This window comes from Brevundimonas sp. GN22, assembly GCF_054824005.1.
On sequence record NZ_JSYD01000003.1, the window covers coordinates 36,072 to 58,398 of the forward strand.

At 63.1% G+C, this 22,327-nt stretch carries 21 protein-coding genes; 9 read left to right on the forward strand and 12 right to left on the reverse strand.

Annotated features, from left to right (window positions below; translation table 11 throughout):
* Positions 1 to 16: 16 nt before the first annotated feature.
* From OB03_RS00520 to OB03_RS00555, 8 genes are all read right to left on the reverse strand, one after another.
* The gene (locus OB03_RS00520) at positions 17 to 1,567 is read right to left on the reverse strand and encodes a YifB family Mg chelatase-like AAA ATPase (protein ID WP_461342852.1); all 1,551 of its coding nucleotides are present in this window, start codon (positions 1,565 to 1,567) and stop codon (positions 17 to 19) included.
* Between the two features lie 85 nt (positions 1,568 to 1,652).
* Positions 1,653 to 2,597, reverse strand: coding sequence for a glutathione synthase (gshB, locus tag OB03_RS00525; protein ID WP_461342853.1), 945 nt, complete (start codon positions 2,595 to 2,597; stop codon positions 1,653 to 1,655).
* Between the two features lie 85 nt (positions 2,598 to 2,682).
* A complete protein-coding gene (locus OB03_RS00530) occupies positions 2,683 to 3,498 on the reverse strand; it encodes a transglutaminase family protein (protein WP_242912628.1) in 816 nt (271 codons plus the stop codon).
* A complete protein-coding gene (locus OB03_RS00535) occupies positions 3,495 to 3,890 on the reverse strand; it encodes a YraN family protein (protein WP_242912629.1) in 396 nt (131 codons plus the stop codon). The genes OB03_RS00530 and OB03_RS00535 overlap by 4 nt, the downstream gene beginning before the upstream one ends.
* A 9-nt stretch (positions 3,891 to 3,899) precedes the next feature.
* Positions 3,900 to 4,772 carry a 16S rRNA (cytidine(1402)-2'-O)-methyltransferase gene (gene rsmI, locus OB03_RS00540; RefSeq protein ID WP_461342854.1) on the reverse strand — a complete coding sequence of 291 codons (873 nt, stop codon included), beginning with the start codon at positions 4,770 to 4,772 and terminating at the stop codon, positions 3,900 to 3,902.
* A gap of 115 nt (positions 4,773 to 4,887) precedes the next feature.
* Entirely contained in the window at positions 4,888 to 5,064 is a 177-nt protein-coding gene (locus OB03_RS00545) for a DUF1328 domain-containing protein (protein WP_242912631.1), read from the reverse strand.
* 181 nt (positions 5,065 to 5,245) lie between these two features.
* A complete protein-coding gene (locus tag OB03_RS00550; protein WP_242912632.1) occupies positions 5,246 to 5,683 on the reverse strand; it encodes a hypothetical protein in 438 nt (145 codons plus the stop codon).
* Entirely contained in the window at positions 5,683 to 6,048 is a 366-nt protein-coding gene (locus OB03_RS00555; protein WP_242912633.1) for an ElaB/YgaM/YqjD family protein, read from the reverse strand. The genes OB03_RS00550 and OB03_RS00555 overlap by 1 nt, the downstream gene beginning before the upstream one ends.
* Positions 6,049 to 6,230: 182 nt before the next feature.
* Here OB03_RS00555 and OB03_RS00560 point away from each other — a divergent pair, with 182 nt between their 5' ends.
* From OB03_RS00560 to murJ, 6 genes are all read left to right on the forward strand, one after another.
* The gene (locus OB03_RS00560) at positions 6,231 to 6,884 is read left to right on the forward strand and encodes a fumarylacetoacetate hydrolase family protein (RefSeq protein WP_461342855.1); all 654 of its coding nucleotides are present in this window, start codon (positions 6,231 to 6,233) and stop codon (positions 6,882 to 6,884) included.
* The gene (maiA, locus tag OB03_RS00565) at positions 6,881 to 7,513 is read left to right on the forward strand and encodes a maleylacetoacetate isomerase (RefSeq protein ID WP_461342856.1); all 633 of its coding nucleotides are present in this window, start codon (positions 6,881 to 6,883) and stop codon (positions 7,511 to 7,513) included. The genes OB03_RS00560 and maiA overlap by 4 nt, the downstream gene beginning before the upstream one ends.
* Before the next feature lie 84 nt (positions 7,514 to 7,597).
* Positions 7,598 to 8,491 (forward strand): aldo/keto reductase, encoded by an 894-nt coding sequence (locus tag OB03_RS00570; protein ID WP_242912636.1) that lies wholly within the window; start codon positions 7,598 to 7,600, stop codon positions 8,489 to 8,491.
* An 84-nt stretch (positions 8,492 to 8,575) separates the two neighbouring features.
* Positions 8,576 to 11,275: a DNA mismatch repair protein MutS gene (gene mutS / locus OB03_RS00575; RefSeq protein ID WP_461342857.1), complete on the forward strand. Its 2,700-nt coding sequence runs from the start codon at positions 8,576 to 8,578 to the stop codon at positions 11,273 to 11,275.
* The gene (gene glnD / locus OB03_RS00580; protein ID WP_461342858.1) at positions 11,272 to 13,938 is read left to right on the forward strand and encodes a [protein-PII] uridylyltransferase; all 2,667 of its coding nucleotides are present in this window, start codon (positions 11,272 to 11,274) and stop codon (positions 13,936 to 13,938) included. Before mutS ends, glnD begins: the two co-directional genes overlap by 4 nt.
* A 48-nt stretch (positions 13,939 to 13,986) precedes the next feature.
* Positions 13,987 to 15,648, forward strand: coding sequence for a murein biosynthesis integral membrane protein MurJ (murJ, locus tag OB03_RS00585; protein ID WP_461342866.1), 1,662 nt, complete (start codon positions 13,987 to 13,989; stop codon positions 15,646 to 15,648).
* Here murJ and OB03_RS00590 read toward each other — a convergent pair.
* A complete protein-coding gene (locus tag OB03_RS00590) occupies positions 15,631 to 16,152 on the reverse strand; it encodes a hypothetical protein (RefSeq protein WP_461342859.1) in 522 nt (173 codons plus the stop codon). The two genes, murJ and OB03_RS00590, sit on opposite strands and share 18 nt — an antisense overlap.
* Positions 16,153 to 16,435: 283 nt before the next feature.
* Between OB03_RS00590 and trpS the strand changes: the two genes are divergently transcribed.
* Entirely contained in the window at positions 16,436 to 17,473 is a 1,038-nt protein-coding gene (trpS, locus tag OB03_RS00595) for a tryptophan--tRNA ligase (protein WP_461342860.1), read from the forward strand.
* 18 nt (positions 17,474 to 17,491) lie between these two features.
* Positions 17,492 to 18,172, forward strand: coding sequence for a GNAT family N-acetyltransferase (locus OB03_RS00600; protein WP_461342861.1), 681 nt, complete (start codon positions 17,492 to 17,494; stop codon positions 18,170 to 18,172).
* Here OB03_RS00600 and OB03_RS00605 read toward each other — a convergent pair.
* Complete coding sequence (locus OB03_RS00605; protein WP_461342862.1) at positions 18,169 to 18,909, reverse strand: dienelactone hydrolase family protein; 741 nt, start codon at positions 18,907 to 18,909, stop codon at positions 18,169 to 18,171. The two genes, OB03_RS00600 and OB03_RS00605, sit on opposite strands and share 4 nt — an antisense overlap.
* A 177-nt stretch (positions 18,910 to 19,086) precedes the next feature.
* Here OB03_RS00605 and OB03_RS00610 point away from each other — a divergent pair, with 177 nt between their 5' ends.
* The gene (locus OB03_RS00610) at positions 19,087 to 19,602 is read left to right on the forward strand and encodes a PadR family transcriptional regulator (protein WP_461342863.1); all 516 of its coding nucleotides are present in this window, start codon (positions 19,087 to 19,089) and stop codon (positions 19,600 to 19,602) included.
* Positions 19,603 to 19,748: 146 nt separating this feature from the next.
* On the opposite strand, the gene purH is transcribed toward OB03_RS00610, so the two are convergent.
* Complete coding sequence (purH, locus tag OB03_RS00615; RefSeq protein WP_461342864.1) at positions 19,749 to 21,353, reverse strand: bifunctional phosphoribosylaminoimidazolecarboxamide formyltransferase/IMP cyclohydrolase; 1,605 nt, start codon at positions 21,351 to 21,353, stop codon at positions 19,749 to 19,751.
* A 244-nt stretch (positions 21,354 to 21,597) separates the two neighbouring features.
* A partial coding sequence (locus OB03_RS00620) for a heparinase II/III domain-containing protein (protein WP_461342865.1) occupies positions 21,598 to 22,327 on the reverse strand: 730 nt, incomplete at its 5' end.

Below are 22,327 nucleotides of genomic sequence, written 5' to 3' on the forward strand. Positions count from 1 at the left end.
CGGCGATCTGTAATCTTCAGGCTGTCATGGCGGTGAATGCCTGCTCGGCGCGATGGGTTGTGCGCCGGTACATCAAGGCTTCGGCAATGTGGCGGCGCGCGATGTTCGGGCAGCCCTCCAGATCTGCGATGGTGCGTGCCAGACGAAGGGTACGCGTCCATCCACGGGCGCTCATTCCGGTGGCCTCCGCGGCCTTGGTCAGCAGGGCCTTGCCGTCGGCGTCGGGGGTCGTGAACTGTTCCAGCGCCTCACCGGAAAGCCGTGCGTTCAACGCTTCCTTGGCGCTGATCCCCAGAGCGTCGCCGCGCGCGATCTGGATGTCCCGAGCCCGGGCTACGCGGGCAGCAACCTGTTCGGTGCCCTCTTGCGGTGGCGGCAGGGCCATATCCGCCGGCGTCACCGGAGGGGTCTCTATCGTCAGGTCGATACGGTCGAACAGCGGGCCGGACACGCGGTTTTGGTAGTCTCGCTGACAGCGCGGGGCTTTTCCGCAAGCGCCTTTGCCGGCACCGCCCATCCCGCACCGGCACGGATTCATGGCGGCGATAAGCTGGAACTGTGCGGGATAGCGGATATGGGCATTGGCCCGCGCGACCATGATCTCGCCTGTTTCGAGAGGCTGGCGAAGAGAGTCGAGTGCTTGCGGTGAATATTCGGGCAGTTCGTCAAGGAACAGGACGCCATTGTGCGCCAACGAAGCTTCGCCCGGTTTGGCGCGGTGCCCCCCGCCGGTGAGTGCAGCCATAGAGGCAGAATGGTGGGGAGAGCGGAATGGGCGCTCTCGCGTCAGGGCCCCGCGCTCAATCAGGCCCGCGACCGACCATACCATTGAGGTTTCGAGCAATTCAGCGGGGGTAAGCGGCGGCAGCAAGCCCGGAAGTCGTTGCGCCAGCATCGACTTTCCCGAACCCGGCTGGCCGATGAAAAGCAGGTTATGTCCGCCCGCGGCGGCGATCTCCAGGGCACGCTTGGCGCCTTCCTGCCCCTTCACGTCGCGAAGGTCCGCTCCCTTTTTTGGCGTCGCAATGTCGCCGGGACGCGGCGCGCTCAGGATCTGTTGGCCTTTGAAATGGTTGATCAACGAAATCAGAGAGCGGGGAGCCAGAAGCCGGACATCGCCGGCCCAGGCGGCTTCGGGGCCGTTAACCTCGGGGCAGATTAGCCCCAGCCCCATAGCCGATGCCGATACCGCAGCAGGGAGTGATCCACCGACACCGGCGATTTGACCATCCAGACCCAGCTCGCCAATCGCCGCCCAGCCATCCAGAGCGTCAGGGCCGATAATCCCCATCGAGGCCAATAAGGCCAGCGCAATGGGCAGGTCAAAATGACTGCCTTCTTTGGGAAGGTCGGCAGGGGCCAGATTGGCTATGACCTTTTTGGGCGGAAGGGAAAGGCCGATACCGGCGAAAGCCCCGCGCACCCGTTCGCGGCTTTCTGCGACCGCCTTGTCGGGGAGCCCGACAATCGAGAAAGCGCCTTGAGGCGTTGCGACAAGCTGGACTTCGACATCGACGCGGCGTGCATCGACGCCGTCAAAGGCCAGAGTAACGACACGCGCGACCATAACTGTTCCCCATCCCACCGGATGAGGAACAAATCACGAACCAGCCAGCTTTACAATACCAATGATATTTGTGCTGCGAGTGCCGTCAGGCGGCGCGCTTCTTCTCGATTACGTCCCACATGGCCGCGGTCGCATCGACGCCCGAAAAGTTCAACATTTGCTGAGCGCCCGTGGGAGAGGTGACATTGATCTCGGTCAGATAGTCGCCGATCACATCGATGCCGACGAAGATCAGGCCGCGCTCTTTCAGGAACGGGCCGATAGCGGCGCAAATTTCTTTGTCGCGGGCCGTCAGTTCGACCGGGGCCGCCGTGCCACCGACGCGCAGGTTGGAGCGCACCTGATCCTTGGCTGGAATGCGGTTGATGGCACCCACCGGCTCGCCGTCCACGAGGATGATGCGTTTGTCGCCCGCCGATACAGCCGGGATGAATTTCTGGATGACCAGCGGATCTCGCGACGCCGAAGCGTGGATTTCGATCAGGGCTTCGAGATTGGGGTCGTCGGCCTTCAGCCGTACCACGCCCGAGCCCGCCGCACCGTGCAATGGCTTGAGCACCACATCGCCGTGACGCTTGTGGAACTCCACCAGAGCGACCGGATCGGAGGTCACCAACGTCGGCGGTTGCAACTGCGGGAACAGGGTGGCGATCAGCTTTTCGGGTGCCGAGCGGACTTCTGCCGGATCATTGACCACCAGCGTCCTGGGATGGATGCGCTCCAGCAAATAGGTGGCGGTGACATAGGCCATGTCGAACGGCGGGTCCTGACGCATCAGGACGACGTCGATGTCGTTTTCCATGTCCAGCTTCACTTCGGGGCCGAACTCAACGTGATGGCCTTGAACCTTCTTCACCGTGACAGGACGGGCGCGGCAGTAGAGGCGGCCTTCGTCCAGAGCGAGGGTGCGGAAGTCATAGACCCACAGCTTGTGGCCGCGCTCCTGACCCGTCAGAGCCATCAGGAAGGTCGTATCGGACTCGACGTTGACGTTCTCGATCGGGTCCATCTGGATGGCGACCTTGAGCATGGCTGTTCCTTTAAGCTGACGCGTGCGCTTCTTGTTTGGCGATGCAGGGCGCCGTTCGCAAGGACCGGCCTTGCGAATAGTCCGATTAGTTCAGTTGCAGCCGGAGTTTATGCAGGCTGTAGGCCGACGCGTCTTCGCTGGGATCGCTGAGTGCGCGGGCCTTGTCGATGGCTTCCATCGCGCCATGAAGAATGCCCTGCCGCTCGCGAGCCGCCGCAACATCCAGCCACGGACGGTGGTCCGACGGGTCGAGCAGGGCGCGGCGGTAGGCCGAACGCTCGGCCAACTCATATTCGCTGGCCTGCATGGCCCGCGCGAAGATGATGTTCTGGAGGCGGATCACTGCCTGACGCTCGCTGATCGGAGCCATCAGAAGGTCAAGACGGTCGGCAACGTGCAGGGTCAGTCCGGCATGAAGCGCGCGGCGGGTGAGTTCGCTGGGCAGGACCAGTCGCCCCTGACTGAAGGGGTCGAGCGCCACAGGGCCTTCGGGTGTTTCTACCCGCAGAAGGACGTGGCCCGGAAAATCGACAGCGGCCGCTTCCAGCCCCGCACGGCGGGCAGCCTCGAGATAGAAGATGACGAGAATTGCCGACAGTCCGCGTCGGGATTCCGTCACTTCGATGATGTCGGTGCCTTCGATCGAACCTTCATTGAGCAGGTCGCCATTCAGACGAAAATCGCCCGCCATGGTTTCGGTCAGTGCTTCGTCGGGGGACTCGTTTTCGACCCGTTCGCGCAGGCGTTTGGCGGCGTCCTGCGTAAGGCGGCGCACAGCCGTTGCGTCTCTGAACGGCGTGTCGTGCAGGGCGCACGCGATCGCAGCCTCCAGCGTGGGAAAGCTATTGTCGTCGGCCTCTCCGGCAGATTGCAGAAGAGCGATAGCTTCTTCACGGGTCAAAACGATAGGCGTCCATCTGTCGTCAGTCCCCGAACGTGGCGCGGAAAACGCCGAGGTGAAAGGGCAATCAAATCCAGTCGGGGCGTCAGTCGGCTAAGCGACGGTCGGCTGCGGCAGAGTTGATAACCCGCTCTCATCAGGCGATCGCGCTGGTCCGCGGACAGTGAAAGCTCGGCTAGATCAATGTTCTGCCGACTTTTGACTTCGATGACAACAAGCGATGACCCTTGTCGTGCCAATAGATCGATCTCAGCCAGTGGGGTCTTTAGGCGAAACCCCAGGATCTGATAGCCCTTGGCCATGAGATAGAGGGCAGCCAGCCATTCGCGGCGATGGCCGTCGCGATGGGCGCGCTGTCCCGTCTTCTGGCGACGTGAAGGTCTGGCGGTCACAGGCGCTACCTATTTGCCCTGCAGGTCCAGAGCGCGCTTGTACAGAACCTTTCGCGGGACATTGAAGGCGCGTGAGACTTCCGACGCGGCTTCACCCGGCGGCAGGCGGGTCATGGCCTCACGCAGGGCAGTGTCGAGGTCGGCTTCACTGGCGACTTCCTGTTCGCCAGGAGCAATCACGATGACGATCTCGCCCTTGGGGCTGTCACAGCGGGGATCGGACGCAAGCTTGGGCAGGGTGCCGCGCACGCATTCTTCATAAAGCTTGGTCAGTTCGCGCGCGACGGCGGCGTCGCGGGGGCCGAGCACCTCGGCCATGTCGGTCAGGCTGTCTTTCAGGCGCGGTCCGCTCTCAAAGAAGACCAGGGTCTGCCGTGCCGTGCGCAGCTCCTCGAGTACAGTACGGCGCGCTGCCGATTTGACCGGCAGGAAACCGGCGAAGGTAAACCGGTCGGACGGCAGGCCCGCGATGCACAGGGCCGCCAACGCGCTGGAGGCACCGGGAATAGGGTGGACCGGAAAGCCCTCGGCGATGGCCGCTCTGGCGACGACAAAGCCGGGGTCCGACACCATGGGCGTACCCGCGTCGGAGACGAGCGCGACAATGGCCCCGTCCTTCAAATGCGAGAGGGCGACTTCGGCGGCGCGGGCCGACGCGTGGTCGTCGCAACGTTCCAGCTTTGCCCTGATCCCGTAGGCCGTCAGCAATTTGGCCGTCACCCGCGTATCTTCGGCGAGCACGAGATCTGCGGCAGCCAGCACGTCCAAGGCCCGCAGCGTCATGTCACGCAGGTTCCCGATAGGCGTCGCCACAAGGTACAGCCCCGATGAAACGGAGCGGGCGGGTGGAGCTGTCGGGGGGAAGAGGACGGGATCGGTCATTTGCGCGGACCCTGCCAGTCCGCGCCGCGCGGCTCAATGGTTCAGTTGTATAATAAGACCAAAGCAAAACGGGCCGCCCCTTTCGGAGCGGCCCGCTTGCCTGACTGGAAGACGTTTAGACCCGTGGGCCACGACCCCTCAGTCCGCCGAATACCAGCGATACAACGAACAGGATCAGCGCGATGATGGCGATGAATTTCGCAATTTCCATCGACGTGCCGGCCACGCCGCCAAAGCCGAGTACTGCCGCGACGATTGCGATGATAAAGAAGATGATGGCCCAACGAAGCATTTGAACTCTCCAGTCTGAGTAGGCGGGAGGACATTGGCCCTAATCGCCATGAGGGAATGGAGGTTTAACGCCGCTTGATCGGACACCGTTCCTTGGCGGGCATGCTTTTGAACATTCTCAAACATAAAAAAGGCACAGCCGGACGACTGTGCCTTTTCATATTTGTCAGTAATGGAAGCGATTAACGCCGGCGACGGCGAGATTTGCTCCGCGAACGAGAGCGATGATCGCGCTTGTCGTGGCCGGAATCGTTGAACGCGGCCAGTGCCATGGCGGCCAGTCCCGGCTTCTTCAACAGGATCGCGCCGGCAGCCAGTGCGGCGACGACACCCACGACCGGTCGCTGTTGCACCATGTGCAGGAGACGGCCCGGAAGGCTCTCCGGCTCGTCGTCCTCATCATCGGCATCGTCCTGGGGATCGGCCTTATTGGCGAAAACCAGATAGGCGATAATGGCGATGGCGGCGAAGACGCCCGCCGTGATTGCGGCGGCCCCCAGAGGCGTCACGACAAGGCACAGCCCGTAGAAGAGGGTCGCACCCAGAGCCACGATGGCGACAAATGCGGCTCCGGCGGCAACTGCGCCAGACACCATGCGGTTGACGAGCTTACGGATCATTAGCTGCGACGGCCCGCCAGCAGGAGGCCGATCACGACGCCGACGCCAAGAGCGATGGCGGTCGACTGGATCGGGCGTTCCTGAACGCGTTCGACGACATAACGCTGAGCGTCGTCGAAGCGGTCTTGCGCCTCGTCGTAATATTCAGCGCCGCGCTCGCGGGCGGTGCCGTAATATTCGCTAGCCTTAGCCTTCAGCTTTTCGGCTTTCTCGCGGGCGATGGCCTTGGCTTCTGCAGCCTTGGCTTTCAGATTGGCGGCTTCCTCGCGGGCACCGATCTTCACATCTTCCTTCAAGGTCACTGCGTCTTCCTTCAGGTTTTTCAGGTCGTCTTTGATAGACTCACGGGCCGTGGACGTCGCCATAGAACTTCGCCTCCGTAAACAAGCTTGGCCATAAAATAGGGGGTCTTGTTATCCAACGCCATACGGATAGCCACAGTTCCCCTCGCAATCGATTAAACGGTTTAGTTAAAAGGCAAACGCGCGTCCCGCGGGGTGGCGTTATCCCACTGGAAGGATGGCGGATTGTCTCCTAGTTTGGGGCCATGACCGATTGGCTTATTGCACCCGCGCCCGCCCCGTCCCTGCCGATTGAAGGCGATAACCGCCGCTTTGCCGTGCGCCGCATCTATTGCGTAGGGCAGAACTATGCCGCGCACGCGCGTGAAATGGGGGCCGACGCGAGCAAGCCCGATCCCTTCTTCTTCTCCAAACCGGCGGACGCGGTGGTCGTGGATGGTCGTGATCCGTCTTACCCTCCTGCGACTGCAAATCTGCATTATGAAGTCGAATTGGTCGTGGCTCTCGGCGAGGGCGGCAAGCCTGTCGGCTGGGGTGTGGGTGTCGATCTGACCCGCCGCGACGTGCAAAGTGCGGCCAAGGCTGCCGGTCGCCCGTGGGATGCGGCCAAGGGCTTTGACCAGTCAGCCCCCTGCGGCGCGCTGAGCCTGACGCCGCCCGCCGCCGATGCCACCATCCGCCTCTCAGTGAACGGGGAGGTGCGCCAAAGCGGTCGCCTCGACGACATGATCTGGGATGTCGAAGGTGTGCTGGGTAAGGCCAACGGACTTTGGAAGCTGGCAGCGGGCGATCTGGTGTTTACCGGCACCCCCGAGGGTGTGGGGCCTCTCCAGATCGGCGACGCCGTCGAAGCTGTCATCGAGGGCCTGCCGCCGCTTCGGTTTGTGGTTCAGCCATGATCCTGCACGGCTATTGGCGCTCCGGCACCAGCTATCGCACCCGTATTGCGCTGAACCTCAAAGGCCTCTCCTACGATCAGGTCGGCGTTGATTTGCGTACTGGAGCGCAACGGTCAGGCGATTATCTGGCGCTGAACCCTCAGGGTCTGGTGCCGGCGCTGGTGACCGATGGCGGAGACGTGTTGAGCCAGAGCCCTGCCATTCTGGAATGGCTGGAAGAAACCTTCCCCCAGCCTGCACTCCTGCCAAGTGACCCTGTCGCTCGGGCACAGGTTCGGGCCATGGCGGCGGTGGTCGGGTGCGACATTCACCCCCTCAACAATCTTCGGGTCCTGAAGGCGATCAAGGCCATCGGCGCGGATGAGGCGGCGACCCAGGGCTGGATCGAGCAGTGGATTGTGTCAGGCTTCGGTGCGCTCGAAGCCATGGTGGCCAATCACGGTCGCGGCTGGTGTTACGCAGATACGCCCACGCTGGCGGATTGCTATCTGATCCCGCAAATCTATTCGGCGCGCCGCTTCAATGTGGACCTATCGGCCTATCCAAACCTGCTGGCTATCGAGGCGCGCGCACAAGCGCATCCGGCCTTTGCAGCGGCCCATCCCGATAGACAGCCCGACGCCGGCTGATTTTTTTGTAGTGAACTGCGTCTTCACCCTCTTTGCAGATCACTGATCAATCTCGCGTAAACCTTCATCGGCGAAACTCGCATTGTGAGATTCGTTGAAGACCATAATCCTGTCGACCGGCTGGCCCTCGCTGTGGCCGTTGAGCCGGATCGTCTGCGTCCCATGCCTCTGCGGCACAGGGAGGATGCTGTGCGCCAGATCCTCCAGACGGCGGCCGACGCGGGGATTTCTATGGTCGCGACCAAGCCCGAGGGCGATGGTGAACGCCTGCTGGGCCAGTCGTGGCCTTTCCCGTCGCCATTCCGCGTTTCTGTCCGCACCGTCAGCCTGTCCGATGGTATCGATCGGGCCGAAGCCCGCGCCCGTCGCTCGCTGGAGCATATGGGTTTGCCGCGTGGCGAGGTCGTGCTTGTCGAGAACGCCTCCGATCTTGCCGGGGCCGAAGGTCGGGCACTGTGGGACCGCCTGCTGGCCATGAAGGATCGTGGCCTGTTCCGGAAGGTCGGCTTCATTGCCAACATCGAAGATAGTCCTGCGACGCTGGCCCGCCGCTTCCGCCCCGATGTGGTGCAGTTGCCGTGCAATGTGCTGGATCAACGCGCGCTGAAGAACGGCACCATCGAGGCGCTGGCCGAGCAGGAGGTAGGCGTCCACCTGTCGTCGGTGTTTGCCAAGGGGCTGTTGTTCTCTACATCCGATCGTCTGCCGGAAGGGTATTCGGTGTTTGCGCCATCGCTGTCGCGCGTCCGTCGTCGTCTGGCCGAAGCGCGTGTCGACCCGATGCAGGCCGCCCTGACCTACGCCCTCAACCTGAAAGGCGTCGAGCGCGTGATCGTCAAGGTCAACTCGGCCCCGCAGCTTCGGGCCATTCTTGCGGCCTCCTATGCGCCGTGCCCGGATGTGGACTGGGGCACGATGGCGCTGGAAGAAAGCTCTGCCGCGCTCAGCGCCCGTCTTCGCGTGGGTCACGCCGCCTGAATGTGGTGATCCCCAAGGCTTTTGGGGATCATCTGCACGCCCGCCCTTGAGACGAAGCACGCGATCCGCCACCCTGTAGGCCGTATGAACGCGCCTCTGTCCCACCCGCCCAAAGTTGATCTGACGCCTGATGCCGGCACCACGCCCGTCATGGCGCAATTCCTGACGGCCAAGGCTGGCCATCCGGACTCCATCCTGTTCTTCCGGATGGGCGATTTCTACGAGTTGTTCTTTGATGACGCGGTAACGGCGGCTGCGGCTCTGGGCATCACCCTGACCAAGCGCGGTAAGCACAAGGGCGAGGATATTCCGATGGCAGGCGTGCCGGTGCACGCCATGGACGGCTATCTGGCGCGTCTGATCCGCCAGGGCTTCAAGGTTGCCGTCTGTGAACAGTTGGAAGACCCCTCCGAAGCCAAGAAGCGCGGCTCCAAGGCGGTGGTTCACCGCGACGTGGTGCGCGTGGTCACCCCCGGCACCCTGACCGAAGACAGCCTGCTGGATGCACGCGGAGCCAACCGGCTCGCGGCTGTGGCTATCCGCAAGGGCCGCGCTGCTGTGGCTGTAGTCGAACTGTCGGCAGGGGCTGTGGATTCCGTGGCGTGCGACATCGCCGATCTGGGCTCGGTCCTGGCGGCGTTCCGCCCGTCAGAAGTTCTGGTGCCGGACCGGCTGTTCAGCGACAGCGATCTGAAGGCTGCCTTGGATGGTTCTGGAGGTGTGGTGCAGGCTATTCCCCAAGCCTTGGGCGAGCCCGCCGGGGCGCGCGATCGCGTGCAACGCCTTTACGGCGTGTCGGCGCTGGATGGATTCGGCGCGTTCGAAGAGGCCGAAGTCTCGGCGCTGGGCCTGATTGCTGCCTATCTGGAAACCACGCAGGCGGGTAAAATCCCTGCGCTTGCCCCGCCGCGCCGCAGTGGCGACGTAGGCCATCTGGCCATCGATCCGTCCACGCGTCTCAGCCTCGAGATCGACCGCACCCAGCGCGGCGAGCGCGATGGCTCGCTGCTCCACGCCATCGACCGGACCGTGACCTCGGGCGGAGCGCGCTCATTGGCCGAACGGGTGGCGCGGCCTTTGTGTGATCCGGCAGCGATCAATCAGGGGCTGGATGCGGTGGAGTGGTTGCTGGAGCAACGTCCCCTGCGCCGCGATTTGCGCGACGCTCTGCGATCCAGTGCCGATGTTGCCCGCGCGACCTCCCGTTTGGCTCTGGGACGTGGAGGGCCGCGTGACCTGTCCGCCATTCGCTCGGGTTTGCTGACGGCCGAACTGCTTAGCGGGATGTTTGCCGCAGCTGTGGCCGATCCGATTGCCGCCCCTCCTGCCCGTATTTTGGCAGCCTTGGCATCGCTGGCTCTGGATGCCGAACTGTCCCAACTACTGGGCGATCTGCGTGACGGGTTGGTGGACGAGCCGTCCCATCTGGCCCGCGATGGTGGCTATGTGAACCCTGGCCACAGACCGGAGTTGGATGCTGCGCGCGCGCTTCGCGACGACAGCCGACGCGTCATCGCCGATCTGGAAGCCCGTGCGGTTGCAGAAAGCGGAGTGGCCTTCAAGGTGCGCCACAACGCGGTGCTGGGGTATTTCCTCGAGGCCTCGGCCAAGGCTGCCGAACCTCTGATGCGGGCTGGGCCCGACAGCCCCTTCATCCACCGTCAGACCCTCGCCAATCAGGTGCGTTTCACCACGGTCGAGCTGTCGGAACTGGACGCCAAGATCAGTCAGGCCGGTCACCGCGCCTTGGCGATCGAAACCGAAACCTTTGAAAATTGGCGTCGCGAAGTCGCTCGTCTGGCTCCGAAGCTTCAGGCCGTCGCCGAGGCTATCGCCGAACTGGATGCCCACGCCGGTCTGGCCGAATGGGCCGAAGAGGTCGGTGCGGTCCGGCCCGTCGTGGATGACAGCCTGTGCTTCTTCGTTGAAGGCGGCCGCCACCCCGTCGTCGAGGCGGCGGTAAAGGCGCAAGGCAACCCCTATACGCCCAATGACTGTTGCCTTTCGGGTGATGGTCAGGGCGGCAGCCGCCTGTCGATTGTCACGGGGCCGAACATGGCCGGTAAGTCGACCTTCCTGCGCCAGAACGCCCTGCTTGTTATTCTGGCTCAGGCCGGAGCTTTCGTACCCGCACGCACCATGCGTCTGGGTGTTGTGGACCGTCTGTTCAGCCGTGTCGGCGCAGGCGATGATCTGGCACGTGGTCGCTCGACCTTCATGATGGAAATGGTCGAGACCGCCGCCATCCTGACGCAGGCCACACCGCGCAGCTTTGTCGTGCTGGACGAAATCGGGCGCGGTACCGCGACCTACGACGGTCTGGCCATCGCATGGGCGACCGCCGAGGCGCTGCATGAAACGAACCGAAGCCGTACCCTTTTCGCGACCCACTATCACGAACTGGCACGGCTCGAAGAGCGACTGGATTTCGTCTCCAACCTCTCGATGGCGGCCAAGGAGTGGAACGGCGATCTGGTCTTCCTGCACGAGGCTGTGAAGGGCGCGGCGGACCGCTCTTATGGTGTGCAGGTCGCGCGTCTGGCCGGCGTTCCGGCCAAGGTCGTCAGCCGCGCCAAGTCTGTGCTGGACAAGCTGGAAAAGGAAAAGACCTCCGGTTCCAGTCTCGAGGAACTGCCGTTGTTTGCAGCGGCCGCACCGGATCCGGAACCCGTTGGCCCGTCGCCCGTCGATGCGGCCTTGGACGAGATCAATCCGGACGATCTGTCGCCGCGCGAAGCGCTGGAGGCTCTGTACCGCCTCAAAGGCCTGTCGAAAAAGCCATGACCCTGGATCCGCGCCTGATCGAGGCGGCAAGCGCCGCAGACGTAAGGGGCGCGGTTGCAGCCTATCTGCGCGAAGGGTTCGAGGCGGGTCGCGAACGGGCACGGCGCCGTCTTGAGAGCGGAGGTGACGGGGCCGAGGTCGCCCGTCTCTACGCTGAAGCAGCCGACAAGCTTTTGACCGAGCTATGGGCCGTTGCGACCGAGGTGCTGTATCCGCATCCCAAAGACCGGCTCTGCCTGTTGGCCGTTGGCGGATACGGGCGCGGGGTGCTGGCACCCTATTCGGATCTGGACCTGCTGTTCTTGCGGCCCTCTACGCCGACCAGCGAGCGCGCCGCTCAGGTGGTCGAGTTTGTGCACTATGTCCTTTGGGATCTGGGCCTGAAGGTCGGCTCGGCGTTTCGCTCCTTCCGTCAGGCGGTGGAGCAGTCGCAATCCGACATGACGATCCGCACCACCATGCTCGAGGCGCGGGTCATCGCGGGCGACGAGCGGTTGGGCAACGATCTACTGAAAAAGGTTCGCGCGTGGATACGCGAGACGGACCCCAAGGCCTTTATCGCCGCCAAGATGGAAGAGCGCGACGTCCGGCTGAAGAAGACCGGTGGCGTTCGTAACCGCGTCGAGCCCAACGTCAAGGACGGCAAGGGCGGGCTGCGGGACTTGAACACCCTGTTTTGGATTGCCCTGTCGATCGACCCCGACAACGAGCGCGGCAAGGGCGCTCTGACGGAACTATTGAGCGCGCGCGAGATGCGAAGTTTCCGCGAGGCGATCGGTTTCCTGTGGCAGGTGCGTATCCATCTGCATCTTGTAGCGGGGCGGGCCGAGGAAAAGCTGACGTTCGACTTCCAGCCTGAAATCGCACGCCGCATGGGCTGGCGCGGTCGGGGAAATGAACTGGCGGTGGAGCGGTTTATGCGCCGCTATTTCCTTGTTGCCGGTCAGGTGGGCGGGCTGACGCGCGCTGTGTCGGCCCAGTTGGAAGCTCGACAGCAGAAGCGGTCGGAAGGTCTGTCACGCGGCCTGTCGCGGTTGTTCAGGCGCGGGCGCGGACAGCTGGCCTTCGAGGGCCTGTCCGTCGAGCAAGGGCGACTGACAGTGAATAACCCCAATGTCTTTGCCCGCGATCCGGTGCGCCTTCTGATGTTGTTCGTCGAGGCGGACAGGCTGGATATCGACCTGCACCCCGATGCCTTCACCGCCGTCATCCGTTCTCTGGGGCTGGTGACGCCAGCGGTGCGGCGCGACCCGCGGGCGTCGGATGCCGTGCTGCATTTGCTGGCACGAAGCCGGCGTCCCTATCGTGTTCTGTCGCTGATGAACGAGACGGGATTGCTCGGTCGGTTCCTGCCGGAATGGGGGCGGATCGTCGGCCAGACCCAGTTCAATATGTACCACGCCTATACGGTCGACGAGCACACGCTTCAGGCCATCGGCATCATCGACGACATCAAGAAGGGCAAGCTGGAAGCAGACCATCCGGCGGCCTCGACTATCATCCACCGCATCGTCGATCCCGAGGCCCTGATGCTGGCCATGCTGTTGCACGATGTGGGCAAGGGCGGGGATCGTGGTCAGTTGGAGGATGGCGCTATCTCCGCACGCCGCGCTTGCGAGCGGCTGGGTATTGATCCACGCCGCATCGAATTGGTGGTCTGGCTCGTCAGCCATCACCTGTTGATGAGCGACTATGCGCAAAAACGCGACGTATCCGATCCCGCCACTGTGCGGGCGTTTGCCGAAGCCGTAGGCGATCTGGAGCGGCTGCGCATGCTGATGGTGCTGACGGTCGCCGATATCCGCGCCGTCGGACCGGGGGTCTGGAACGGATGGAAGGGCCAGCTTATGCGCGCCCTGTTTGACAAGACCGAGGCCCTCTTCAAGGGCGACACCGTGACAGGCGACGATATCGGCGATGACTATGCCGATCTGATCGAGCGGGCGCGCTTCGCCGGTGTGGCGGTCGAGACGGCTCTGCCGCAGGCCGCACTTGAGTCCACATCTCGCATTGCTGTGGCGACCAATGACCGCAAAGGCCTGTTCGCAGACATGGCTGCGACCTTGTCTCTGGCAGGGGCCGATATCGTGGGCGCGCGGCTCGCCACGCGTGAAGACGGGACGGCGCTGGAAATCTTTGAAATCCAGGACGGTGTCGGGGCCGCCTATGGCCTGAACGAGCCGCGGCGTCTGGCATTGTTGGCCCGCGCCCTGGAGCGTGCGGTCCTGAAAGGCGCGCGCACCTCGGCCCAGAAGGCGCATCGCGTTACCGCCCGCCGCGCCATCTTCGACGTCCATCCGGTGGTGCGGATCGACACCAGGATCGTGCCCCATGCTGTGGTGGTCGAGGTGTCCGGTGCAGACCGCCCCGGCCTGCTGTCCGAGTTGGCACGCGCCTTCTCGGCGCATGACCTCTCGGTCCGCTCGGCCCACATCGCCAGCTTTGGCGAGCGGGCAGTGGATGCCTTTTATCTAACGGATATGAAGGGCAACAAACCTTCGGACGCGGGACAGCTGGATCGCCTGCGGCAGGATTTGATTGCCATTCTGGATGCCAAACCACTGGCCCCCGAGGGCCGTACCATCACGCCCGTGCGCGCCAGCCTGCGCGATGTTTCCGATATCGACGCGGTCCCCGTATCCAAGACGCCTCGGTCGCGCTAAGCGACTTTTGACGAGGAGCCGTCTGTGACCGATCAGTTTAATAATCCGATGCCCAAACCCGCGACCGAAGTGTCGCCCGCTGACGCTGGCGAGGCCGTGCTGGAGCAGGCTCCGGTCACGCCCAAGAGCACGGGTGTCGCCAAGTCGTCGGCCATCTTCAGCGGCATGACCCTGCTCAGCCGTCTGGCGGGTTTCGCACGGGACATCGTCATTACGGGTGCGCTTGGGGCCTCTGCCGGGCCGGCGGCCGATGCCTATTATACGGCGCTGAACTTCCCCAACCTGTTCCGTCGCATCTTTGCCGAAGGCGCTTTCGCAGCGGCTTTTGTTCCTGCCTATTCCCGCACGCTGAAAACTGACGGTCCGGAGGCCGCCGACAAGGTCGCTACCGATGCTCTGGCGGTTATCGCCACGGTGACGGTGGTGCTGACGATCATCGCCCAGATCGCCATGCCTTGGCTGATGACGGTGATCAATGTCGGCTTTCTCGATGATCCGGCCCGCTTCAAACTGGCGGTGGTGCTGACGCAGATCACCATGCCCTATCTGCCCTGTATGGCGATTGCGGCCTTGCTGAGCGGGGTGCTCAACGCGCGTGGCAAATTCCTTGTGTCGGGTGCCTATCCGATCCTGTTGAACGTCATCATGTTGGCTGCGGTCCTGCCGGTTACGGGCGGCCCTGTCGCATCGGCAACAGCGGCGAGCTGGTCCGTTCTGGTCGCCGGTATTGCGCAGGCTGGCCTGTGCTGGTGGGCCGTGCGCAAGGCCGGAGCCAATGTGCGCTTTTCTCTGCCGCGCATGACGCCTGCGGTAAAGGCGATCATCATTACGGCCATTCCCGCAGCCATCGGCAACAGCGCGACCCAGATCAACGTCTTCCTCTCGGGCAATCTAGCCAGCTTCGTCGATGGCGGCCGTACATGGCTGGCGACGGCTGATCGTCTTTATCAACTGCCCTTGGGGCTAGTCGGTGTGGCCATCGGTATCGCCCTGTTGCCGCGCCTGTCGGCAGCCGTTGCGGGTGGCGATCATGACGAGCAGCAGCGCTCGATGGACGAGGCCTTGATCTTGTCTATGGCTCTGACGCTTCCGGCGACGACGGCCTTGATGGGTATGCCCTACTTCCTCATCGACGGGCTTTACACCCGCGCCGAGTTCCTGACCTTCGACGCGGTCAATACGGCCAAGGCCCTTTTCCACTTTGCGTGGGGCGTGCCGGCCTTTGTGCTGATCCGGATTCTGGCGCCGGCCTTCTATGCGAGGTCGGACAGCCGCTCGCCGATGCGCTTTGCCCTGATTTCGGTGGTTGTGAATGCGGCTGTCGCGCTTAGCCTGTTCCCGTTCCTGAAGATTTCCGGTCTGGCCGTGGCGGTCAGCGCTTCGGCCTGGGTCAACGCCCTGCTGTTGGCGGCGACCTTGTGGAAGCGCGATCACTATCGCCCCAGCGCCCACGCCGTTCAGCGTCTCATCCGCATTGCTCTGGCCAGCGCGGGTATGGGGGTGTTCGTCGCCCTGTGCAGCTGGGCGCGTCCCTATATCGAGGGTCCGATTGGCCAGTTTATGTCTATGTTGGGCACGACCCATGGCGTTAAAGAATTGGCCATGCTGGTGGTCGTCGGCTTCGGCGGGATGACCTATGTAGTGCTGGCTTTCGCCACCCGCGCCGTGACCGTCTCGGAGATCAAGCGCCTGCTACGCCGTGGGGCCTGATTTCAGCGAAATGAGTGCCACGAGGCCCTGCTGGAAATCCAGCGGTCCTCGTGGGCCATTGAGCACTGTTGTCAGGGCTGTCAGCGGCCCGTCCATGCTTGCGAAGACGCTCAACAAAGCCCGCCGATAGAGGGGCCAGCCGCGACGCACGTCCCGCCCGCGAGAGGGATGTACGGCATTGGCCTCATAGAGGGCGACCTTGATGGCCATCATCTTGAACCGCAGCACCGGCCCCTCCAGTCGAAGGTCTTCCTTCTCGCTTAGAGCGAAATCGATGGCCTGAAGTCGGCGGATCATCTCGCGGGTATCGTCACGCGCTATCTTGAGCGCGGCCACAAACGACTCGTCGAGGTGGTAGGCCAGCACATCCGGACCTTCGGAGAGGATCAGGTCGCGGCGGTATTCCTGCACCTCCTCGAACAGCACCAGCATCAGTCGGAGCATGCGTTCCAGTGCCTGAGTGGGAGAAAACCCTTCAGCGGGGGCGACGTCGAACTCATCCATCTTGGGGGTTCCGGATACAGTTACGGTTGGTTGATGTAACATAGATATCCCAGGAATAGAGTTGGTTCCCGGTTACCGCGGGCTTAACCACGCTTCGGGCGGGCGCGGTTTGAGCGGGTTGCCCTCGTGCCACCGAGAGGATAAGCCACTGCCCATGCTCCGTGGATTGCCCCGACTGACAGGACGATGGCGCGGCTGACCTTATGTCAGCCTGCTTTTACCTGTTGCTGCCTGCTGGCCAGCAGCCACGCTCCCAAGACCGCCTTACTCCCAGAGCTTACCCATGACTCATCAAACTCCGGCCCAATACACTGGCCCTCGCCGCGTCCTGTCCGGCATCCAGGCTTCCGGTGCGCTGCACCTTGGCAACTACCTCGGCGCGCTGAAGCGCTTCGTCGAGATGCAGGATGCGGGCGCCCCCTGCTACCTGTTCGTGGCCGATATGCACGCCATCACCGTCTGGCAGGACCCCGACAAGCTGACCGCCCAGACGCGTGAAATCGCTGCGGCCTATCTGGCGGCGGGTCTGGATCCGGAAAAGTCGGTCATCTTCCCGCAGTCGGCCGTGCCTGCGCACGCTGAACTGGCGTGGATTTTCAACTGCACCGCCCGCCTCGGCTGGTTGGACCGCATGACCCAGTTCAAGGAAAAGTCGGGCAAGCATAAAGAGCGCTCTTCGGTGGGCCTCTACACCTATCCGGTGCTGCAGGCCGCTGACATCCTTCTGTACAAGGCGACCGAAGTGCCGGTCGGCGAGGACCAGAAGCAGCACCTCGAGCTGACCCGCGACATCGCCCAGAAGTTCAACAACGACTTCGGCGTGCCGGACTTCTTCCCGCTGCCTGAGCCGATGATTCAGGGTCCGGCCACGCGTGTGATGTCCCTGCGTGACGGTTCGGCCAAGATGTCCAAGTCCGATCCGTCGGACCTGTCGCGCATCAACCTGACTGACGATGCAGACACCATCGCCAACAAGATCAAGAAGGCCAAGTCGGACATGGACGTGCTGCCGTCCGAAGTCGACGGTCTGGAAGGTCGCCCGGAAGCCAAGAACCTTGTGGCCATCTACGCGGCACTCTCGGGCATGACCCGCGAGGCTGTGCTGGCCGAGTTCGGTGGTCAGGGCTTTGGTGCCTTCAAGCCCAAGCTGTCCGAACTGGCCGTCGAGTCGATGGCACCGGTCACCGAGCGTATGCGTCGCCTCCTGAACGATCCGGCTGAAATCGACCGCGTTCTGTCCAAGGGTGCTGCCCAAGCGCGCGAAGTGGCACAACCGGTGGTCGAAGACGTCAAGAAGATCGTCGGCTTCTGGCAGGGCTAAGCTGACAGCACTTCACCGATGAACGCCCATCCGCTCGATCGTGTGGTGCAAAGCGCCCTTGCATCCTCGCGCCAGTCGCATCTGGTTGTGCGCGATGGCGGGGCCGTGCGCATGGCGTCCGGTTATGGGGTGTTCGTGGCGGTGGATGATCCGGCGGTGACGTCGGACGTCCAGCGCCTGCCGGTGCCCGAAGGCAAGCTGGTCTCGGTTGAGGCGCTGGAACAGTCGGTGCCGCAGGGCTTCCGTATCGAGCGCGAAGCCGTGCTGCTGCAAATGACGCTTGGCACGCTGAAGGCCGGAAAGACACGTCCGGTGCATGTCGAAAAGCTGACGGACGATGATGCCGCCCAGATGCTGGCTCTCGCCACTCTGACCGAGCCCGGCCCCTTTTTCGAGCACACCCACCGTCTCGGCGATTTTTATGGCGTGAAGGAAGAGGGTCGCCTTCTGGCCATGGCCGGAGAGCGGATGAAGCCGGACGGCTTTACCGAGGTCTCAGGTGTCTGCGTCCATCCCGATGCGCAGGGTCGCGGGCTGGCTGCGGCTGTCATGCGCTGTGTGATCGAACCTATACTGGCGCGGGGCGATATCGCCTTCCTGCATTCCTATGATCACAACACGCGTGCCATCGCCCTATATGAGGGGCTGGGCTTTAGTGTGCGTGCGCCAATGAAGATGCGCACGCTGGTGCCGATTTAGGCGAGGCGTTTCAAGAAGCCGCTGAACCGCTCCAGCATCTTTAGGGTGCTCTCGGGGTTGTGCTTCATCGGGCCATTGCTTGTTGGCTCGTCAAAGGCGTGAGTGCCTTCCCCGATCCAGCTTTCCACCGTGCATCCGCGGGCGCGGATGGCGTCATTGACCTTCTCGGCATTGCGCACCGTCGTCAGGTGATCGCGGCTACAGGTCACGGCATAAACATCAGTTGGGGTGTGCCACGGCTTCATGCGGTTGCGTGCAAGGAAGCCCACATAGGCATAGGCCAGCCAGATCCCTGCGGGTGCGGACAAACCATGCTTTGACGCGTCCTTGAGGCCCAGCGCGCCGTCTTCCCACGCATTGACCATCAACTCCATTATGGACCAACCGCCGTGGGACCAACCGCCCAGAACGATTTTTGAGCCATCGACATCGGGCCTTGCTGCCACGCCATGCCAGGCGGCCAGCAGATCGCCTGTGCGGTCCAGACCATTGAACGACATATTGGTGCAAACGGTCAGCAGGGTCCGCAGCCGCGTCCAGCCGCGCGGGCCGTAGCTGTCGACGATAAACGCCCGCCACCCTGCGGCCTTGGCCACCTCGGCATAACGCGGGAGGTGGCTGCGTAATCCGCCGCATCCGTGGAACAAAAGCACAGCGGGGCGCGGCAGATCGTCGTCGGGACCGACAACGATCACATGCGGTTCAAGAGCGGCCCAACGGCTGGCAAGCGTATCCATAGGATTCAAATAGGGGTTTCCGGCGCTTCAAAAAAGAGACTTGCACAAATCCAAATCAGATATATCTATTTGGTCATTGCGATATATCGAAAAGGTAAGCATCGATTGAAAGACCTACACAACGGTTGGAACAAAGAACGAGAAACCCGCTGCGGACGTGGCCACAGGCATCGTCATATGCGCGAGATGAAACATAGCCTCCATGAAGGCGGGCGTATGCGCGGCGGACGGGGCGGCGGTGGCCGACTGTTCGAACACGGGGCCATGCGCTGGCTGCTGCTGTCGCTGATCGGCCAGAAGCCGTCGCACGGCTATGAGTTGATCAAGGCTATCGAGACCCGCATGGCGGGCGTCTATGCGCCCAGCCCCGGCGTCATCTATCCCAGCCTGTCGCTGCTGGAAGACATGGGCGCGGTCAGCATCTCCACCGAAGGCGGCAAAAAGCTTTACGCGATCACCGAGGAAGGCCAGCGCCTTCTGGAAGACAACGCCGAGGTTCTGGCCCGCGTCGAGGCCAGGATGGAGGCGATGAAGGGCAAGGGCGGCAGGCCCGCCGAAATCAGCGAGGCGCTGGAGGCATTCCGCCATACCCTGCGCCAGAAACTGGGCCACGAGCCTGCGCTGGAGGCCGAAGAGGTTGCCCGTATCGCGGCCATCATCCGCGAGGCCACGAACAAGATCGCCGGAGCCTGAACAAGGCAAAAGGAAAGGCGCTGTGATTGCTCACAGCGCCTTTTTTACACCCTCAAGCACCAGATGACCGTGTCATCTGCGACAGGGAAAATAAAAGCCCCTCAAGAAGCGGGGGACCGCGTCCCCCGCGTTAGGGCCCGTCACTTTTAGTGGCGGAACACGCGGGTCCCCGTGAAGACCATGGCGATGCCCTTTTCGTCGGCGGCGGCGATCACTTCGTCGTCGCGGATCGAGCCACCAGGCTGGATGACGCAAGTCGCGCCAGCAGCGATCGCTTCCAGCAGGCCGTCGGCGAACGGGAAGAAGGCTTCCGACGCGCAGGCCGAGCCTTCGGCCAGCGAGACGTCGAGGCCCTTGGCTTCACCGGCTTCCTTGGCGCGGATGGCGGCGATACGGGCGCTGTCGCGACGGTTCATCTGGCCTGCCCCGATGCCGGCGGTCTGGCCGTCCTTGGCATAGACGATGGCGTTGGACTTCACGTGCTTGGCAACGGTGAAGGCGAACAGCATGTCCTCGATTTCCTTCTCGGTCGGCTGACGCTTGGTCACCACCTTGAGGTCCGAAGGCTTGAGGTTCGACTGGTCGCGCGATTGCACGAGGAAGCCACCAGCGACCGAGCGGAAGACGTTACCTTCGGCATGCGGATCCGGCAGGCCGTCGGTGATCAGCAGACGCAGGTTCTTCTTGGCGGCGAACACGGCCTTGGCCGCATCGTCGGCACCCGGTGCGATCACCACTTCGGTGAAGATGCCGGTGATAGCAATGGCGTCGGCTTCGGTCAGCGGACGGTTGACGGCAATCACGCCGCCAAAGGCTGAGACGGCATCGCATTCCAGAGCGCGGGCATAGGCCTCGGCAAGGTCCTTGCCGACAGCCACGCCGCACGGGTTGGCGTGTTTGACGATGACGCAGGCCGGTTCCGAGAACTCGGCGACCAGCTCATAGGCGGCGTCGGCGTCGGCGATGTTGTTATAGCCCAGTTCCTTACCTTGGATCTGTTCGGCATAGGCAACGCCCGGACGCTTCTCGCCGGTGCGATAGAAGCTGCCGGTCTGGTGCGGGTTTTCACCGTAACGCAGTGTCTGGGCCAGTTCGCCAGCAATCGACTTGCGAGCCGGAGCCACATCTTCCAGCTGGCCAGCGAACCACGACGACACAGCGGCGTCATAGGCGGCGGTACGGGCAAAGGCGCGGGCCGCCAGTTTCTTACGCAGGTCCAGCGAGGTCGAACCGTCGGCCTTGAGGGCTTCGACGATCAGTTTGATGCTCTCGGCATCAACGGCGACCGCGACGTGGCCATGGTTCTTGGAGCCCGAACGGATCATGGCCGGGCCGCCAATGTCGATGTTCTCGATGGCCGCTTCAAAGCCACCGCCGCTCTCGACGGTCTTTTCGAACGGGTAGAGATCGATCCAGACGATATCGATGGCACCGATGTTGTGCTCGGTCATGGCCGCCGCGTGGGTCGGGGCGTTGCGTACGCCCAGCAGGCCGCCGTGCACGATGGGGTGCAGGGTCTTGACGCGACCGTCCATCATTTCCGGGAAACCGGTCAGGTCCGCCACGTCCTTCACCGGCAGTCCAAAACCTGCGATGGCGGCCTTGGTGCCACCGGTCGAGACCAGTTCGACACCAAGATCGTGAAGCGTGCGGGCGACCTCTTCCAGTCCGGCCTTGTCGGACAGGGAAATCAGGGCGCGCGCAGGCGCAACCGCGTTAGGGGCGGGTGGAAAATCGGGAGCGGCGGGCATGGCGACGTCCGTAACAGCTAGGAGCAGGAGATGGCGCGCCTCTAGCACCGGTATCCGGCGTCGTCACCCCTTGGGCCCCCTCTAGATGGCGGGGGTGTTCGCCTGTTACAGAACGCTTGATGCCATTACTAGGTAAGATACTGATTATGATGGATTATCCCGCACACCGCATCTCGCAGTGTCATGAAATATTCATCAGGGCACTGAGGGCTGGAGGGCGACGCTCGCGCCGCCCTTGCTCAACCTACTCCTCGCTTGCGGGGGCCAGCTTCCAGCGAATTTTGGTCTCGGCATCGGTACGAGCCGAGCCACGAACCACGATCTGCATCGAGCGACGGGTCAGTCCGTCATCGACATGAACAGCCGTCTCGATCGCCACATCCGGACCGTCGCTGCGGAACCACCAGCCCTTGCCCGAGGGACCACGAAGCAGGATCGAGCGACGGTCGCGCGCCAGAGAAGCCTGAACGTCCGGATCGAGTTGGAACCGCAGGGCATAGGGCACGGCAATACGGCCCGGTTCCTGACGTCCATGCGGCGGATGCAGGCATTCTTCCGAGCGCATCTCGTCACTGCTCTGGTCGATATAGATGCGGCGCTGGTGCATCAGACCGTAAAGCGGCATCCAGCCATCGTGCTCGACCTCCAGCCAGATGGCCGTATCGGTCTGCTGATGATCGCGCGTGATATGGATCGGGTCGCTGATCAGGCGCGGGCCCAGAAGGTCGGCCTTCCAGCCGCCCAGCGGCTCGCCAATCGGACGCTCGCCCAATGTGAGGGTCGAAGCTCCCGCCGACAGGCGAAGCGCGTTGCGGTCCGGCGAACGCGGCGTCCATCCTGCCGAGGTGAACAGGCGATCCTTGCCGCACACAACCTCGATCGCCGCCGGTTGCCCGCATGCGGACGTCGACCACGCACCCGTCGCGGGGCCTTCGACGTCGAGGAGCACCGTCAACTGTGGCGAGGATACGCGG